The sequence below is a fragment of the Salmonella sp. NW177 genome (assembly GCF_051811585.1).
In the GTDB taxonomy this organism is placed as follows: Bacteria; Pseudomonadota; Gammaproteobacteria; order Enterobacterales; family Enterobacteriaceae; genus Salmonella; species Salmonella enterica.
On record NZ_JAMMZV010000008.1, the window covers coordinates 119,434 to 137,323 of the forward strand.

General features: G+C 53.9%; 14 protein-coding genes. 7 read left to right on the plus strand and 7 right to left on the minus strand.

Annotated elements, in window-relative coordinates; genetic code table 11:
* Positions 1 to 128: 128 nt before the first annotated feature.
* Both NA986_RS20375 and NA986_RS20380 read left to right on the plus strand, forming a co-directional pair.
* Positions 129 to 1,757 (plus strand): DUF3300 domain-containing protein, encoded by a 1,629-nt coding sequence (locus NA986_RS20375; RefSeq protein WP_023216318.1) that lies wholly within the window; start codon positions 129 to 131, stop codon positions 1,755 to 1,757.
* A 12-nt stretch (positions 1,758 to 1,769) separates the two neighbouring features.
* Complete coding sequence (locus tag NA986_RS20380; RefSeq protein ID WP_023216319.1) at positions 1,770 to 2,561, plus strand: DUF2950 family protein; 792 nt, start codon at positions 1,770 to 1,772, stop codon at positions 2,559 to 2,561.
* A 37-nt stretch (positions 2,562 to 2,598) separates the two neighbouring features.
* Here NA986_RS20380 and NA986_RS20385 read toward each other — a convergent pair whose 3' ends face one another.
* From NA986_RS20385 to pdhR, 5 genes are all read right to left on the minus strand, one after another.
* A complete protein-coding gene (locus NA986_RS20385; RefSeq protein ID WP_017465627.1) occupies positions 2,599 to 2,883 on the minus strand; it encodes a hypothetical protein in 285 nt (94 codons plus the stop codon).
* Between the two features lie 288 nt (positions 2,884 to 3,171).
* Entirely contained in the window at positions 3,172 to 4,596 is a 1,425-nt protein-coding gene (lpdA, locus tag NA986_RS20390) for a dihydrolipoyl dehydrogenase (protein ID WP_001537804.1), read from the minus strand.
* A 200-nt stretch (positions 4,597 to 4,796) separates the two neighbouring features.
* On the minus strand, positions 4,797 to 6,686 hold the full coding sequence (aceF, locus tag NA986_RS20395) for a pyruvate dehydrogenase complex dihydrolipoyllysine-residue acetyltransferase (RefSeq protein WP_023216320.1): 1,890 nt from the start codon (positions 6,684 to 6,686) through the stop codon (positions 4,797 to 4,799).
* A gap of 14 nt (positions 6,687 to 6,700) precedes the next feature.
* Positions 6,701 to 9,364 carry a pyruvate dehydrogenase (acetyl-transferring), homodimeric type gene (aceE, locus tag NA986_RS20400; protein WP_000003852.1) on the minus strand — a complete coding sequence of 888 codons (2,664 nt, stop codon included), beginning with the start codon at positions 9,362 to 9,364 and terminating at the stop codon, positions 6,701 to 6,703.
* Positions 9,365 to 9,523: 159 nt separating this feature from the next.
* A complete protein-coding gene (gene pdhR / locus NA986_RS20405; RefSeq protein WP_000331771.1) occupies positions 9,524 to 10,288 on the minus strand; it encodes a pyruvate dehydrogenase complex transcriptional repressor PdhR in 765 nt (254 codons plus the stop codon).
* A gap of 562 nt (positions 10,289 to 10,850) precedes the next feature.
* On the opposite strand from pdhR, the gene aroP reads away from it, so the two are divergent.
* The 3 genes from aroP to NA986_RS20420 all read left to right on the plus strand — a co-directional run bounded on the left by aroP (position 10,851) and on the right by NA986_RS20420 (position 14,744).
* On the plus strand, positions 10,851 to 12,224 hold the full coding sequence (aroP, locus tag NA986_RS20410; RefSeq protein WP_094445120.1) for an aromatic amino acid transporter AroP: 1,374 nt from the start codon (positions 10,851 to 10,853) through the stop codon (positions 12,222 to 12,224).
* 163 nt (positions 12,225 to 12,387) lie between these two features.
* Positions 12,388 to 13,794 (plus strand): glycoside-pentoside-hexuronide (GPH):cation symporter, encoded by a 1,407-nt coding sequence (locus tag NA986_RS20415; protein WP_000357540.1) that lies wholly within the window; start codon positions 12,388 to 12,390, stop codon positions 13,792 to 13,794.
* Positions 13,794 to 14,744: a glycoside hydrolase family 43 protein gene (locus NA986_RS20420; RefSeq protein ID WP_000024778.1), complete on the plus strand. Its 951-nt coding sequence runs from the start codon at positions 13,794 to 13,796 to the stop codon at positions 14,742 to 14,744. The genes NA986_RS20415 and NA986_RS20420 overlap by 1 nt, the downstream gene beginning before the upstream one ends.
* 91 nt (positions 14,745 to 14,835) lie before the next feature.
* On the opposite strand, the gene ampE is transcribed toward NA986_RS20420, so the two are convergent.
* Both ampE and ampD read right to left on the minus strand, forming a co-directional pair.
* Positions 14,836 to 15,690, minus strand: coding sequence for a beta-lactamase regulator AmpE (gene ampE, locus NA986_RS20425; protein WP_000172039.1), 855 nt, complete (start codon positions 15,688 to 15,690; stop codon positions 14,836 to 14,838).
* Complete coding sequence (ampD, locus tag NA986_RS20430) at positions 15,687 to 16,250, minus strand: 1,6-anhydro-N-acetylmuramyl-L-alanine amidase AmpD (protein WP_000936326.1); 564 nt, start codon at positions 16,248 to 16,250, stop codon at positions 15,687 to 15,689. The genes ampE and ampD overlap by 4 nt, the downstream gene beginning before the upstream one ends.
* A gap of 87 nt (positions 16,251 to 16,337) precedes the next feature.
* On the opposite strand from ampD, the gene nadC reads away from it, so the two are divergent.
* Complete coding sequence (gene nadC, locus NA986_RS20435) at positions 16,338 to 17,231, plus strand: carboxylating nicotinate-nucleotide diphosphorylase (protein ID WP_023216321.1); 894 nt, start codon at positions 16,338 to 16,340, stop codon at positions 17,229 to 17,231.
* Between the two features lie 221 nt (positions 17,232 to 17,452).
* On the plus strand, positions 17,453 to 17,890 hold the full coding sequence (gene ppdD / locus NA986_RS20440; protein WP_000414982.1) for a prepilin peptidase-dependent pilin: 438 nt from the start codon (positions 17,453 to 17,455) through the stop codon (positions 17,888 to 17,890).

Genomic DNA, 17,890 nt, shown 5'->3' on the forward strand with positions numbered 1-17,890 from the left:
ACGTAACGTTATCGATCCCAACATTAGCTAAAAATTAAACTATCGTCCCTTTATACTCACGCGAAACTGCACCCCGTCGGCGGCAGGCATAATGACCATAGCGATTCTCTGGAATCGGGAGAGATAAAATGACGTTGCCCTTTAAACCCCATCTCATTGCCCTTGTGTGCAGTGCCGGGTTATTTGCCGCTTCGGGCGTACTGTATGTTAAAAGCCGCGCTCCCGAAGCGCCCGCGCAGGCGGCAGCTCCCGCCCCTGAGCAAACGCAGACCGCTGTGCCCGCGCCTGTCGCGAAAACGACCTTTACCACTGCGCAAATCGATCAATGGGTCGCGCCTGTCGCGCTTTATCCCGATGCCCTGCTGTCGCAGGTGCTCATGGCCTCCACCTACCCGGCGAACGTGGTTCAGGCCGTCCAGTGGTCGCGAGATAACCCCACGCTGCAGGGCGATGCCGCTATTCAGGCGGTGGCCAGCCAACCGTGGGACCCCAGCGTCAAATCGCTGGTCGCCTTTCCCCAGTTGATGGCGCTTATGGGCGAGAATCCGCAATGGGTGCAAAACCTGGGCGATGCGTTCTTAGCCCAGCCACAGGATGTGATGGATGCGGTGCAAAGGTTGCGTCTGCTCGCTCAACAAACCGGTTCGCTAAAATCAACGCCGCAGCAAACCGTCACCAGCGTGCCGAAGTCCAGCGCTTCTACCGCCGTCACGACGACAACAACCACCACCACATCCGCCAGTACGCCAGCGACACCGTCGACCGTCATCAAAATTGAACCCGCGAATCCGCAGGTGGTGTACGTGCCGAACTATAACCCCGCGACGGTGTATGGCGCCTGGCCCAATACCGCTTATCCGCCGGTGTATTTACCGCCCCCTCCGGGGCAGCAGTTTGCCGATAGTTTTGTTAAAGGTTTTGGTTATAGTCTGGGCGTCGCTACCACCTATGCGTTGTTCAGCAGCATAGACTGGGATGACGACGATCATCACCACCATGACGACGACCATCATGATGATGATTACCATCATGGTGGTAACGGTTATCAACATAATGGCGATAATATCAACATCAATGTCAATAATTTCAACCGGATATCTGGGCAAAACCTGCCGGGCCAAACGATGGGCTGGCAGCATAATCCCGCCTGGCGCAATGGCGTCCCCTATCCGAATAATACCGTTGCGCAACGGTTCCATCCCACCAATGTTAGCGGCGGGTTAAGCGCAACGCAGCAAGCGCCAGTGTCTCGCGACAGTCAGCGCCAGGCGGCCATGACGCAATTCCAACAGCGCAGCCATACATCACCCGCTAACCTGTCAGGCGAGACATCCCGCGATAGACAGCGCAAAGCGGCATCGCAGCAGTTAAATCAAATTGCCCAGCGTAATAATTACCGTGGCTATGACGGAACACAAAACAGCAGTCGTCGCGAGGCGGCGCAGCAGACACTGAATAAATCCACCACGCAGCAGCATCGTTCCGAGCTGAAGGCTAAAGCCCAGCAGCACCCTGTTTCACAACAGCAGAGAGACACCGCCCGCCAGCGTATTGAATCCTCTACGCCGCAGCAGCGTCAGGCATTTCGCCAGAATATGCACGCCAATGTGTTTAGCGGGAACGACAGTCGATCGCCGTCATGGCAATCGCAACAGCTACGCGGCCTGGAAAGCCGTCGCGGCAGTCACTTAAACACCGAGCAACGCGCCGCCGCGCGGGAACATTTTTCTGAACATCATGAATTTCATCGCCGTTAACCGGAGCAGATAATGAAAAAGGTTATGTTAAGCGCTCTGTTACTGTCGTTACCCTTGCTGGGCTACGCGCAGGAACGGTTCCCCTCCCCGGAAGCGGCCGCCAGCGCCTTCGCCGCGGCGGTAGCCGGAAAAAACGAAACGCAGCTTACCGCGCTACTGGGCGATGACTGGCGGCAATTTCTGCCGCCGGAAGGTGCCGATCCCGAGGCCGTGGCCCGCTTCAATCGTGACTGGCGCGAAGGCCATGGCATTGTACAAAAAGACAATACGGCGCACCTGAATGTCGGACGAGAAGACTGGCAGCTCCCGGTGCCCATGGTGAAAGAGACTGGCGGCTGGCGCTTTGATATGGCGGCAGCCGGGAATGAGATCCTCACCCGTACTATTGGGCGAAATGAACTTTCTACCTTACAGGCCATGCATGCTTACGTTGATGCGCAGCAGGATTATTACTTACAAAACCATCGCTGGGCGCACAGGATAATCAGTAGCGAAGGCCAAAAAGATGGCCTGTACTGGCCAACCAAAGCAGGCGACGTCCCCAGTCCGTTAGGCCCAAACTTTAGCCCCGCAGCGCCAGACGAGGGCTATCACGGCTACCATTTCCGTATTATCAGCGATAACGACGGTCACGGCGCGGCGCTTCTGGCCTGGCCGATGCATTACGGCGAAACCGGGGTGATGAGTTTTATGGTCAACCAGGACGATCGTATTTATCAGGCGGATTTAGGCAAGGAGACGGAGAGTAAAGTTCAGGCTATCACGCGTTTTGCGCCAGACGCGCAATGGCAGGTCGCCGAATAACCCGTAAGCGCCTGGCGTTATCGCCAGGCCGTGATCATTAGCCCTGATGCGGCATTAATTCCGGGTGGCCTTGTACCGGCGGCTTGTTGCTGGTCAGCGCGGCTTCATCAGCCTGAATGCTGCCGGAATTGGCCGCCCATACGCCTTCATGCGTGTGGGTGATCTGCTGATGCTGCGCATTCAAATCCTCGCCCATTGCCGCAATATGCGTACTTTCCGTACCACCGCTGTTAGTCGCCCAGGGGATGACGGGATCGCTGGCAAATGCCATGCCGGAAACCAACGTCGCGGTTAGCGCTGCTGTTGTCAGAAAAAGTTTCATATATCAAACCTCATAATTAGCTCGCTATTATTTTATAGCGTTACTAATTTCAGGGTGATGACAAAGTAAGGAGAGGTATTTCTTATGAAACAATTAGTTGGTCGAAAATGACAGACAAAGGCACTACCGACGGCATAAGCTTTGAAAAACGTACTGCTGCGGAAAAGATAAATTTTGCGGTTTCGTTATCCTTCGCCATCATTTGACACATCTGATTTGCCATGCATAAAAAAAGCGGCTGTAAAGCCGCTTTTTTGTATCGGGTGGCGCATTGGCACCTACAGAAGATTATTTCTTCTTCGCTTTCGGGTTCGGCAGGTCGGTAATACTACCTTCGAACACTTCAGCAGCCAGACCGACGGACTCGTGCAACGTCGGGTGCGCATGAATGGTCAGCGCGATGTCTTCCGCATCACAGCCCATTTCGATCGCCAGACCGATTTCACCCAGCAGCTCGCCGCCGTTGGTGCCGACAATCGCCCCGCCGATCACGCGGTGAGATTCTTTGTCGAAAATCAGTTTGGTCATACCGTCTGCGCAGTCAGAAGCGATAGCACGGCCAGAAGCTGCCCACGGGAAGGTGGCGGTTTCATAGCTGATGCCTTTTTCTTTCGCTTCTTTCTCGGTCAGGCCAACCCATGCCACTTCTGGCTCGGTGTACGCGATAGACGGGATAACCTTCGGATCGAAGTAGTGTTTCTTCCCGGCGATAACTTCAGCGGCAACGTGGCCTTCGTGAACGCCTTTATGCGCCAGCATCGGCTGACCGACGATATCGCCGATAGCGAAGATGTGCGGCACGTTGGTGCGCAGCTGTTTGTCGACGCGGATAAAGCCACGGTCGTCAACTTCCACGCCTGCTTTGCCCGCGTCGAGGTTTTTACCGTTCGGCACACGACCGATCGCCACCAGAACCGCATCATAGCGCTGCGCTTCAGCCGGGGCTTTTTTGCCTTCCATCGAAACGTAGATACCGTCTTCTTTCGCTTCAACGGCAGTTACTTTGGTTTCCAGCATCAGGTTGAATTTCTTGCTGATGCGCTTGGTGAAGACTTTAACGATGTCTTTATCAGCCGCCGGGATAACCTGGTCGAACATTTCAACCACGTCAATCTCTGAACCCAGCGCGTGGTATACGGTACCCATTTCCAGACCGATGATACCGCCGCCCATGACCAGCATACGCTTCGGCACTTCTTTCAGTTCCAGAGCGTCGGTAGAATCCCATACGCGCGGGTCTTCATGCGGAATAAACGGTAATTGGATCGGACGAGAACCTGCCGCGATAATCGCGTTGTCGAAGTTGATCACGGTTTTGCCGTTTTCGCCTTCAACTTCCAGGGTGTTCGCCCCGGTGAATTTACCCAGACCGTTGACCACTTTCACTTTACGGCCTTTGGCCATACCAGCCAGACCGCCGGTCAGCTGCGTGATCACTTTCTCTTTCCAGGTACGAATCTTGTCGATATCGGTTTTCGGCTCACCGAAGACGATACCGTGTTCAGCCAGCGCTTTGGCTTCTTCGATAACTTTTGCTACGTGCAGCAGCGCTTTAGAAGGGATACAGCCGACGTTCAGACAAACACCGCCAAGGGTGCTGTAACGTTCTACAATTACGGTTTCCAGACCTAAATCAGCGCAACGGAAAGCGGCAGAATAGCCTGCCGGGCCCGCCCCAAGTACCACGACCTGAGTTTTGATTTCAGTACTCATCATGACCTCTTTATTTGTATCCGGCGGTCCGGGGTACTTGATCGCCCATCATCCACCGGGTCGTTCTATCCGCCCGTATCTTACAAAATTGTTAACAATTTTGAAACAACAAACGGATCACGAATTATCGCTTTCGCTAATAACCTCACAAAATACATGAGATTATCAAAAAAAAGCCGGCCGTCGGGCCGGCTTTTTCATTACATCACCAGACGGCGAATGTCAGACAACATATTGTTGATAATGGTAATGAAACGCGCACCATCAGCACCATCGATCACACGGTGGTCGAAGGAAAGAGAGATAGGCATCATCAGACGGGGCACAAACTCTTTCCCATTCCACACCGGTTCCATCGCCGACTTAGAAACGCCGAGGATAGCCACTTCCGGCGCGTTGACAATCGGCGCGAAGTGGGTAGTTCCCAGGCCGCCGATGCTGGAGATAGTGAAGCAACCACCCTGCATTTCGCCAGCGGTCAGCTTACCATCACGCGCTTTTTTGGAGATGGTGGTCAGTTCGCGAGACAGCTCGGTCACGCTCTTCTTATTCACGTCTTTAAAGACCGGAACCACCAGGCCATTCGGGGTATCAACCGCCACGCCGATGTTGATATATTTTTTCAGGGTCAGACGCTGACCGTCTTCGGACAGAGAGCTGTTGAAGCGCGGCATCTGTTCCAGAGCAGCGGCAACCGCTTTCATGATGAAGACCACTGGCGTGTATTTCACATCCAGTTTGCGCTTCTCAGCTTCGGCGTTCTGCTGTTTACGGAACGCTTCCAGATCGGTGATATCGGTTTTGTCGAAGTGCGTAACGTGCGGGATCATCACCCAGTTACGGCTCAGATTCGCGCCAGAGATTTTCTGGATACGGCCCAGTTCCACTTCTTCAACTTCACCAAACTTGCTGAAGTCCACTTTCGGCCACGGCAGCATACCCGGGATACCACCGCCCGCAGCAGCCGGCGCAGCTTCCGCGCGTTTGATTGCGTCTTTCACGTACGCCTGAACGTCTTCGCGCAGAATACGGCCTTTACGACCGGTGCCTTTCACTTTCGCCAGGTTGACGCCAAACTCGCGCGCCAGACGGCGAATCAGCGGGGTAGCGTGAACGTACGCGTCGTTTTCAGCGAACTCAGACTTGCCTTCGGCTTTGGCTGCAGGGGCAGCAGGCTTCTCAGCTTTCGCCGCCGGAGCCGGTGCCGCCGCTTCCTGTTTAGCCGGAGCGGCCGCAGGCGCTGCGCCTTCTACTTCGAAGACCATAATCAGAGAACCGGTTTTCACTTTATCGCCGGTGCTGATTTTGATTTCTTTCACGGTGCCCGCGAACGGCGCAGGCACTTCCATAGAGGCCTTGTCGCCTTCGACGGTGATCAGCGACTGTTCAGCGGCAACTTTATCGCCGACTTTGACCATCACTTCGGTGACTTCAACTTCGTCGCCGCCGATATCCGGTACGTTAACGTCTTTCACGCCCGTCGCTGCTGCTGGAGCAGCCGCAGCCGGAGCGGCTTCCGCTTTCGCTGGTGCTGCTGCGCCTGCTTCACCCGCCACTTCGAAGACCATAATCAGAGAGCCGGTAGATACTTTGTCGCCGGTGTTCACTTTGATCTCTTTCACGGTGCCCGCGAACGGCGCCGGCACTTCCATTGAGGCCTTGTCGCCTTCTACGGTGATCAGCGACTGTTCAGCTTCTACGGTGTCGCCCACTTTCACCATCACTTCAGTCACTTCAACTTCGTCACTGCCGATATCCGGAACGTGAACGTCTTTCGCCGCTGCCGCAGCAGGTGCTGCTACCGGAGCCGCTTCTTTCTTCTCTTCTGCCTTAGCAGGTGCAGCGTCGGCTGCACCGTCGGCGGAATCGAAAATCATAATAAGTGCACCGGTCTCGGTTTTGTCGCCGACAGAGACTTTGATCTCTTTCACGACGCCAGCCTGCGGAGACGGGACTTCCATAGAGGCTTTGTCGCCTTCTACGGTGATCAGCGACTGTTCAGCTTCCACTTTGTCGCCCACTTTGACCAGAATCTCGGTGATTTCAACTTCATCTGTCCCGATGTCCGGTACTTTGATTTCGATAGCCATTATTCTTTTACCTCTTACGCCAGACGCGGGTTAACTTTATCTGCATCGATGTTGAATTTGGTAATCGCATCCGCTACCACTTTCTTGTCGATTTCGCCACGTTTAGCCAGTTCGCCCAGCGCTGCGACAACCACATAAGAAGCATCAACTTCGAAGTGGTGACGCAGGTTCTCACGGCTGTCGGAACGACCGAAGCCATCCGTACCCAGTACGCGATAGTCGTCAGCCGGTACGTAAGTACGAACCTGCTCGGCGAACAGTTTCATATAGTCAGTAGATGCTACAGCCGGAGCGTCGTTCATCACCTGAGCGATGTACGGTACGCGCGGGGTTTCCAGCGGGTGCAGCATGTTCCAGCGTTCACAATCCTGACCATCACGCGCCAGTTCGGTGAAGGAGGTTACGCTGTACACGTCAGAACCTACGCCGTAGTCTTTCGCCAGGATCTGTGCTGCTTCACGCACATGACGCAGGATAGAACCGGAGCCCAGCAGCTGAACTTTACCTTTGCTACCTTCAAGGGTTTCGAGTTTGTAGATACCTTTACGGATACCTTCCTCGGCACCTGCTGGCATGGCCGGCATGTGGTAGTTTTCGTTCAGGGTGGTGATGTAGTAGTAAACGTTCTCTTGTTTCTCACCGTACATACGCTCCAGACCATCATGCATGATGACAGCCACTTCGTAAGCGTAAGCCGGGTCGTAAGAGATACAGTTCGGGATAGTCAGCGACTGAATGTGGCTGTGACCATCTTCGTGCTGCAGACCTTCGCCGTTCAGCGTAGTACGACCGGAAGTCCCGCCGATCAGGAAGCCGCGAGCCTGCTGGTCGCCAGCCTGCCAGCACAGGTCGCCGATACGCTGGAACCCGAACATAGAGTAGTAGATGTAGAACGGGATCATCGGCAGATCGTTGGTGCTGTAAGAGGTCGCCGCAGCCAGCCAGGATGCGCCTGCGCCCAGCTCGTTGATACCTTCCTGCAGAATCTGGCCTTTCTCGTCTTCTTTGTAGTAAGCAACCTGCTCACGGTCCTGCGGGGTGTACTGCTGGCCGTTCGGGCTGTAGATACCAATCTGACGGAACAGACCTTCCATACCGAAAGTACGCGCTTCGTCGGCGATGATCGGAACCAGACGATCTTTGATCGACTTGTTCTTCAGCATCACGTTCAGGGCACGCACGAAAGCGATCGTAGTGGAAATCTCTTTACTTTGCTCTTCCAGCAGCGCGCCGAAATCTGAAAGTTGAGGCAGCTCTAACTTCTCGGTGAAGTTCGGCTGACGGCTTGGCAGGTAGCCATGCAGCGCCTGACGGCGTTCATGCAGGTATTTGTGTTCTTCAGAACCTTCCGGGAAGGTAATGTACGGCAGTTTTTCGAGATCAGCATCGGCAACCGGCACGTTGAAACGATCGCGGACGTAACGCACGCCGTCCATGTTCATTTTCTTAACCTGGTGAGCGATGTTTTTACCTTCCGCGGTGTCGCCCATGCCGTAACCTTTAATGGTATGGGCCAGGATTACCGTCGCTTTGCCTTTGGTTTCCTGCGCTTTTTTCAGTGCCGCGTAGACTTTCTTCGGATCGTGACCACCACGGTTCAGCGCCCAAATCTGCTCGTCAGTCCAGTCGGCCACCAGCGCGGCGGTTTCCGGATATTTACCGAAGAAGTGCTCACGCACGTAAGCGCCGTCTTTGGATTTGAAGGTCTGGTAGTCGCCGTCAACGGTTTCGTTCATCAGTTGGATCAGTTTACCGCTGGTGTCTTTACGCAGCAGCTCATCCCAACGACCGCCCCACATGACTTTGATAACGTTCCAGCCAGCACCTGCAAAGATGCCTTCCAGTTCGTTAACAATCTTGCCGTTACCGGTGACCGGGCCGTCAAGACGCTGCAGGTTACAGTTGATAACAAAGACCAGGTTGTCCAGTTTTTCACGGGTGGCGATGGTGATCGCGCCTTTGGATTCCGGCTCGTCCATCTCGCCGTCGCCGAGGAAGGCGTAAACGGTCTGTTTAGAGGTATCTTTCAGGCCGCGGTGTTCCAGATATTTCAGGAATTTCGCCTGGTAGATAGCACCGATTGGGCCCAGACCCATAGAGACGGTCGGGAACTGCCAGAATTCCGGCATCAGTTTCGGGTGCGGATAGGAAGAGAGGCCATTGCCATGCACTTCCTGACGGAAGTTATCCATCTGTTCCTGGGTCAGACGACCTTCCAGGAACGCGCGAGCGTAGATGCCCGGAGAGATGTGGCCCTGGAAGTACACCAGATCGCCGCCATCCTGTTCGTTGCGCGCACGGAAGAAATGGTTGAAACAGACATCATAGATCGTGGCGGAAGACTGGAAGGACGCCATGTGGCCGCCCAACTCAAGGTCTTTTTTAGACGCGCGCAGCACGGTCATGATGGCGTTCCAGCGGATAGCAGAACGAATGCGACGTTCCAGCTCCAGATTGCCCGGGTATTCCGGTTCGTCTTCAACGGCAATAGTGTTGATGTAATTACTGGCCCCTGCGCCTGCCGCGACTTTCACGCCGCCTTTACGAGCTTCAGAAAGCAGTTGGTCAATCAGATACTGAGCGCGCTCAACACCTTCTTCACGGATGACCGATTCGATCGCCTGTAGCCAGTCGCGAGTTTCGATCGGATCCACGTCATTTTGGAAACGTTCTGACATGGGGGTATTCCTTATCTATCTAATACGTTGAGTTATCTGGAACCTGTCCCATTAAACTTTCGTCAGAAAGCTTAATAAGACAGGTTCTGCGTTTAGTTGCCGCGCACATTTTTGCGCGTTATTCACAACATCTTCTGGTTAACGTTCTGCCAGAAAAAACTAATTCTTGCGCTGCTCCAGACGGCGTAAAGCGCGTTCACGACGGCTCTCCTCACGGCTTCTGTCCAACATAATCTCTTCGATAAACGCCAGATGGCGGTGTGACGCTTCACGCGCTTCTTCTGGTTTTCCGGCCATAATGGCTTCAAATATACGGGTGCGATGCGTACTCACCAGCGGCAGCATCTCCCGACGCGCATACAGCAATTCGAAGTTCTGCCGCACGTTTTGCGCCAGCATCGGCTCCATACACCTTAGCAGATGAAGCAATACCACGTTGTGCGCCGCTTCGGTGACGGCGATTTGATACTGGAGCACGGCTTCGGACTCGGCATCCAGATCGCCGGACTCTTGCGCCAGCTCAATGGCATGGTGCAGCTCGCGAATACGGTCTTTATCTTCGTCGGTGCTGCGCAGCGCCGCGTAATAAGCCGCAATGCCTTCCAGCGCATGGCGCGTTTCGAGCAGGTCAAACTGGGATTCAGGGTGATCGGAGAGCAGTTCCACCAGCGGGTCGCTAAAGCTCTGCCACAGGCTGCTCTGCACGAAGGTTCCGCCGCCCTGGCGACGAAGCAACAATCCCTTCGCTTCGAGACGTTGAATCGCCTCGCGCAAGGAGGGACGGGAGACGTCGAACTGTTTTGCCAGTTCACGTTCCGGTGGGAGTTTTTCTCCGGGACGCAATGTCCCCTCAAGGATTAAAAACTCCAGCTGCTGCTCGATCACATCGGAGAGTTTTGGTTGGCGGATTTTGCTGTAGGCCATGATTTCCTGTCTTAAGCCATTTGCCCGGAGTCAATTGGTCTTACCAATTTCATGTCTGTGACGCTAAAGTAACAAAGTATTCACCTTCTGTCCATACAGGTTTTGATTGAAATCAGTAAAGGAGGCACATTTTAACAATTTTACAGAAATCATGTTTCAAAACTGTAACTGTGCACAAATGTTAAATTTACCCACCAGGAGGTAGATTTAACGTATTTTAAACGACAAAAAATCTCATCTGAACCGATTCAACAGCAGATTAAATGCATTTTTATGCATAAATAATGAATAGAAATAAATTAACCTCTGCAAGGGAAAATAAAAGGAGGTATTTACAAGTGCTTTCTTTTTACGCAACTCGTCATCACCCCTGCACAAAGCAGGTGCATTCGCGGCCACATACCATTATTCTGATCAAGACGAAAGAGTTGAAGTGACATTTAAAAAAACGAATCTGTAAATAAATTAATACAAAAAGCGGAATTGCAAACTTACACACGCACTACTGCATCGTTCAAAATAAGCGCGTTATGAATAAACCGCGCCCGATACACGAGGTTTTATGATGGACAGTCAGCAGCACGGCGAGCAGCTCAAGCGCGGCCTGAAAAACCGCCATATTCAGCTTATCGCATTGGGCGGCGCGATAGGGACAGGCTTGTTCCTGGGAAGCGCCTCCGTTATTCAGTCGGCGGGGCCAGGAATTATCCTGGGCTATGCGATTGCAGGCTTTATTGCCTTTCTGATTATGCGCCAGCTGGGAGAGATGGTGGTTGAAGAACCGGTCGCCGGCTCTTTTAGCCACTTCGCCTATAAATACTGGGGCGGCTTTGCCGGATTCGCTTCCGGCTGGAACTACTGGGTGCTGTACGTATTAGTTGCCATGGCGGAACTGACCGCAGTGGGTAAATATATCCAGTTCTGGTATCCGGAGATCCCCACCTGGGCTTCTGCGGCAGCCTTCTTTGTGATTATCAACGCCATCAACCTGACCAACGTTAAAGTGTTCGGTGAGATGGAGTTTTGGTTCGCCATTATTAAAGTGATCGCCGTCATCGCTATGATTCTGTTCGGCGCGTGGTTACTCTTTAGCGATACCGCTGGTCCGCAGGCCACCGTGCGCAACCTGTGGGAACAGGGCGGCTTTCTGCCGCATGGCTGGACCGGGCTGGTGATGATGATGGCCATTATTATGTTTTCGTTCGGCGGACTGGAGCTGGTAGGGATCACCGCCGCTGAAGCCGATAACCCGGAACAGAGCATCCCCAAAGCCACTAATCAGGTTATCTATCGCATCCTGATTTTTTATATCGGCTCGCTGGCGGTTCTGCTTTCGCTGCTGCCATGGACTCGCGTCACCGCCGATACCAGCCCATTTGTCCTTATCTTCCATGAGCTGGGCGATACGTTTGTCGCCAATGCACTGAATATCGTGGTTCTCACCGCCGCGCTATCGGTTTATAACAGCTGCGTTTACTGCAACAGCCGTATGCTGTTCGGTCTGGCCCAGCAGGGAAATGCGCCGAAAGCGCTGCTGAACGTCGATAAACGCGGCGTGCCGGTGAGCTCCATTTTGGTTTCCGCCGTCGTGACGGCGCTGTGCGTGCTGATCAACTACCTGGCCCCAGAGTCCGCATTCGGACTGCTGATGGCGCTGGTGGTCTCCGCGCTGGTCATTAACTGGGCGATGATTAGCCTTGCCCATATGATGTTCCGTCGCGCGAAACAGCAGCAGGGCGTGAAAACCCGCTTCCCGGCCCTGTTTTATCCGTTCGGCAACGTTCTCTGCCTGCTGTTTATGGCGGCAGTATTGATCATTATGCTGATGACGCCAGGTATGGCGATCTCCGTGTGGCTGATTCCGGTATGGCTGCTCATCCTGGGCGTCGGCTACCTGTGTAAAGAAAAAACGGCAAAAACGGTGAAAGCCCACTGATTGTGGCGTTACTTTTCCGCCCTCCCCGTCCGGGGAGGGTGTTATCTGCCTCACAGTTTCCCACGTATAACCATTTTATCCATATCAGCGGCGTGATCCTGCTACGCAAATAAAAGCTCGCAGGCGAATAATTACCGCCATCATCTGATGGGGAGAAGTCTCAATGGATAAGGGCAGACTTTCGGTAAGAGAGAAAATCGGGTATGGCATGGGCGACGCCGGATGTAACATTATTTTTGGCGCTATCATGCTGTTTGTTAATTATTTTTATACGGATATTTTTGGTCTTGCCCCGGCGTTAGTCGGTGTTTTACTCCTTTCAGTACGCGTTATCGATGCCGTTACCGATCCGGTGATGGGCGCGCTTGCCGATCGTACCCAAAGTAAATATGGTCGTTTCCGCCCCTGGCTACTGTGGATTGCATTTCCCTACGCGCTGTTCAGCGTTCTGATGTTCACGACGCCGGACTGGGGCTATAACAGCAAAGTTGTCTATGCTTTCGTCACCTATTTTCTGCTTTCCGTGACCTACACCGCCATCAATATTCCCTATTGCTCACTGGGCGGCGTGATCACCAACGATCCAAAAGAGCGCGTGGCCTGTCAGGCTTATCGCTTCGTGTTAGTCGGCATCGCGACGCTGTTGCTATCGTTAACGCTATTGCCGATGGTGGACTGGTTTGGCGGCGGCGACAAAGCCAAAGGCTATCAGTTGGCGATGACCGTGCTGGCGATTATCGGCATGGGTATGTTTCTGTTCTGCTTTGCCAGCGTCCGCGAACGCGTTCGCCCTGCCGTTCCGACGCACGATGATATGAAGAATGATTTCAAAGACGTGTGGAAAAACGATCAATGGGTACGCATTCTGCTATTGACCTTATGTAACGTCTGCCCGGGGTTTATCCGTATGGCGGCGACCATGTATTACGTCACCTGGGTGATGGGACAAAGCACCCATTTCGCTACGCTTTTTATTAGCCTTGGCGTGGTCGGTATGATGATCGGCAGTATGCTGGCAAAAGTCTTAACCGATCGCTGGTGTAAATTGAAGGTATTTTTCTGGACCAATATCGCGCTGGCGATTTTCTCCTGCGCGTTCTATTTCTTTGATCCGAAAGCTACCGTGATGATAGTGGCGCTCTACTTTCTGCTCAATATTCTGCATCAGATCCCTTCCCCGTTGCACTGGTCGCTGATGGCGGACGTCGATGATTACGGCGAATGGAAAACCGGCAAACGCATTACCGGTATTAGCTTCTCCGGTAATCTGTTCTTCCTGAAACTGGGCCTGGCGATTGCCGGGGCGATGGTCGGCTTTTTGCTCTCCTGGTACGGTTATGACGCCAGCGCCAAAGCGCAAAGCGCCTCGGCGATGAACGGTATTATGCTGTTGTTTACCGTTATCCCCGGCGTTGGCTATCTGATTACCGCAGGCGTGGTACGTCTGCTGAAAGTTGACCGTGAACTGATGAAAAAAATCCAGGACGATTTGGAAAAACGTCGCACTAATTACCGCGAATTGAGTGAGTTGCAGGAGCTCAACGCCGCTGAAAGCGTAAGGAAAGCCTGATGGCAAACTGGCCAAACCCGTTTATTGAACAACGTGCCGATCCGTTTATTTTACGCGACGGCAGCGATTACTACTTTATTGCCTCTGTACCGGAATATGACAGGCTGGAAATCCGCCGGGCTAATTCGCTGGAAGGGTTGCGCGCCGCCGACCCCGTTGTCGTCTGGCGCAAACCGGAAAGCGGCCCGATGAGCCAGCTCATCTGGGCACCGGAAATGCACCGCATCAACGGCAAGTGGTACATCTATTTTGCCGCTACCCATACTCAAGCGCTTGATAAGCTGGGAATGTTCCAGCACCGCATGTTTGCCCTGGAGTGCGCCGATGCCGACCCACTCACCGGCAAGTGGACGGAGAAAGGTCAGATTAAAACACCGTTTGATACCTTCGCCCTCGATGCCACCACTTTTTATCATCAGGGAAAGCAGTGGTATCTGTGGGCGCAAAAAGCGCCGGATATTGCCGGTAACTCAAATATTTATCTGGCTGAACTGGAAAATCCGTGGACGATTAAAGGCGAGCCGGTAAGGCTCAGTAAGCCAGAGTACGACTGGGAGTGTCGGGGTTTTTGGGTTAACGAAGGTCCGGCCGTCGTGGTGCATGGCGACAAGCTGTTTATCAGCTATTCGGCCAGCGCCACCGATGAAAACTACTGTATGGGATTACTGTGGATTAACGTAAACGACGATCCGCGCGATCCGGCCAACTGGCATAAATCACCGCGCCCGGTCTTTACCACCAGCTATGAAAATCGCCAGTATGGGCCGGGACACAACAGCTTTACGCAAACGCCGGAAGGTGAAGATGTACTGGTGTACCACGCGAGAAATTACACCGAAATTGAAGGCGATCCGTTGTACGATCCCAACCGCCATACGCGTCTGAAACGGGTGCGCTGGGACGAAAACGGGATGCCTGATTTCGGCGTGCCGCCAGCCGATACGATCTAAGCCGTTGCACTGCCCGGTGGCGCTAACGCTTATGCGGCCTACAATGGAAAAACCTGTAGGCCCGGTAAGCGTTAGCGCCATCGGCACAACGCTACACTAATGCCCCATAAATGGTGAGCAACGCAATAATCACCACCACCACAAACGAGGCCTTCTTCGCCATCGATACCGCCGCTTTGGGGGTTTCTACTTTGTCAGTATGCGGTTCGCGCGCCAGTGAGAACTGCGCCAGACGTGTGAGCACCTGATACTGCGAAGTATGCAGATCCGCCAGCGAGGCAAACCAGGCCGGCAACGCTTTCTCGCCATGCCCCAGTAATGCATACACTACGCCCGCCAGACGTACCGGAATCCAGTCCAGCACATGAAGAATAGCGTCAATGCCGGATTGCAAACGTTGGTGCGGCGTCTGATAGCGCGCCAGCCAGGTCTGCCAGGCCCGTAAAAACGCATAGCCCACCAGCGTTACCGGCCCCCATGGACCGCCAACGATAAACCAAAATAGCGGTGCGAGGTAAAAACGGAAATTTATCCATAACAACGCATTTTGCAGCTCACGCAAAAATTCACGCTCATTACAATCCGGCGGCACGCCGTGGATTAGCGTAAGCTCGCTGGCCATCGCCTCGCAAGGATGCGGATCGTTACGGGACGCCGCTTTCAGCCAGGCGTGATAATGTACTCGCACTTTGCCCGCGCCGATACACAGCACGCCCAGGAGAATCCACACCACCAGCGTCGGCACGTTAAATAGCAGCCCTTTTAGCGCCTGGAGCAGTAGAAAAGTCACCACCATCGCGATCGCCGTCATTCCCATCGTGCGCAACATCGAAAAATGCGTAATCCGACGGAATAGCGCCTCCAGCCGATGATCGAGCTGCCAGTGCTCGCCCAGCTTAAACAGGCGCTCGACAATCAGCACCAGTAATGTCGTAAACAGCGTCATGTCATCTCCTTGTGCGACGAGAGGGCTACCAAAGCGCGAAAGCGCGGCCAGTCAAAGGCAGGGCCAGGGTCCGTTTTGCGGTCAGGCGCAATGTTGCAGTGTCCGGTCATATTGTCGGCGATCGCCGGATAGCAAGCGATAAGCGTGCGCGTCACGGCGGCTAGCTGCTGATACTGCGCATCGGTATAAGCCAGCGTATCCGTCCCCTCCAGCTCAATACCAATGGAGAAATCATTACAACGTTCCCGCCCCTGATAGTTTGATACGCCCGCATGCCACGCACGCTTATCAAAAGGCACATACTGGACGATTTCACCGTCGCGACGAATCAGACAATGGGCCGAAACACGAAGATGAGCGATTTCTGCAAAAAAAGGATGGGCGTCTGGATCTATCGTTCCGGTGAATAATGCATCGATCCACGGACCGCCAAACTCGCCGGGGGGCAGGCTAATGTTATGCACCACCAGCAAGGACGGTTTTTCGTCATCCGGACGGCAATCATAATGCGGAGAAGGGACGCGTCGCGCCTCTACCAACCAACCCTTATCTGGCAACATGCGGAGTCTCCTTTTGAGTGGTGCTTATAGCTGCTTCAGAGTAGCATGTTTCTACCTTATGATTCGTTAGCAATTTGGAGTTTTATCATGCCGCCTCGCCGTTATAACCCAGACGACCGACGTGACGCGCTACTGGAACGCATTAATCTCGATATCCCTGCCGCCGTTGCTCAGTCGCTGCGTGAAGATTTAGGTGGAGAAGTCGATGCTGGCAACGATATCACCGCGCAACTTTTGCCGGCAGATACGCAAGCCCATGCCACGGTGATCACTCGTGAAGACGGCGTTTTCTGCGGCAAGCGCTGGGTTGAAGAGGTCTTCATCCAACTGGCGGGCGATGATGTGCGCCTCACCTGGCATGTCGATGACGGCGACGCCATTCACGCCAACCAAACAGTGTTTGAACTGAACGGCCCGGCTCGCGTATTGCTGACCGGCGAGCGCACGGCGCTAAACTTTGTCCAGACCCTTTCCGGCGTCGCCAGTGAAGTACGCCGCTACGTTGGACTGCTGGCTGGCACCCAAACCCAATTGCTCGACACGCGTAAAACGCTGCCGGGTCTGCGCACCGCGCTCAAATATGCGGTTTTATGCGGCGGCGGCGCCAATCATCGTCTGGGCCTCACTGACGCGTTCCTGATTAAAGAAAACCATATTATCGCCTCCGGTTCGGTTCGTCAGGCGGTGGAAAAAGCGTTCTGGCTACATCCGGACGTGCCGGTAGAAGTCGAGGTCGAAAATCTGGATGAACTGGACGATGCGCTGAAAGCAGGCGCGGATATTATCATGCTGGATAATTTCAACACCGACCAGATGCGCGAGGCGGTGAAACGCGTCAACGGCCAGGCGCGGCTGGAAGTATCCGGCAACGTCACCGCGGAAACCTTACGCGAATTTGCTGAAACCGGGGTGGATTTCATCTCCGTTGGCGCGCTGACCAAGCACGTACGCGCGCTCGATCTCTCCATGCGTTTTTGCTGATCCTCTCCGCCCGATGGCGCTGCGCCGTCGGGTCTATAAATCACCTGTCCGTAGATCCGCGTCGTGATTCGGTAAAATATTCGTAGCGCCTCGCAATAACGTTGCCGTGTCATGTAACGCAGCGAAAATCTTCAGAATCCGCCTTCCCGTTTTACCTTTTGCCGCTCGCCCGCTCTTTCCTCGTTTGCCACAGTAGCGCCAGCTAACTCAAGGAGCGAACAATGGAAAAACAACGCGGTTTCACGCTTATCGAACTGATGGTCGTTATTGGCATCATCGCCATTTTAAGCGCCATTGGCATTCCGGCTTACCAGAACTATCTGCGTAAAGCGGCGCTGACGGATATGTTGCAAACGTTTGTCCCCTACCGTACTGCCGTCGAACTCTGCGCTCTGGAACATGGTGGGACGAACACATGCGATGCGGGCGTCAACGGTATCCCCTCGCCCGTCATCACCCGTTATGTTTCGGGCATGAGCGTGGAAAAAGGCGTCATCACGCTTACCGGCCAGGAGAGTCTGAGCGGGCTTAGCGTCATCATGACGCCCGCCTGGGACAATGCTAACGGCATTACCGGCTGGACGCGTAACTGCAATATTCAAAGCGACAGCGCGTTACAACAGGCTTGTGAAGATGTCTTCCGTTTTGACGCCAACTAA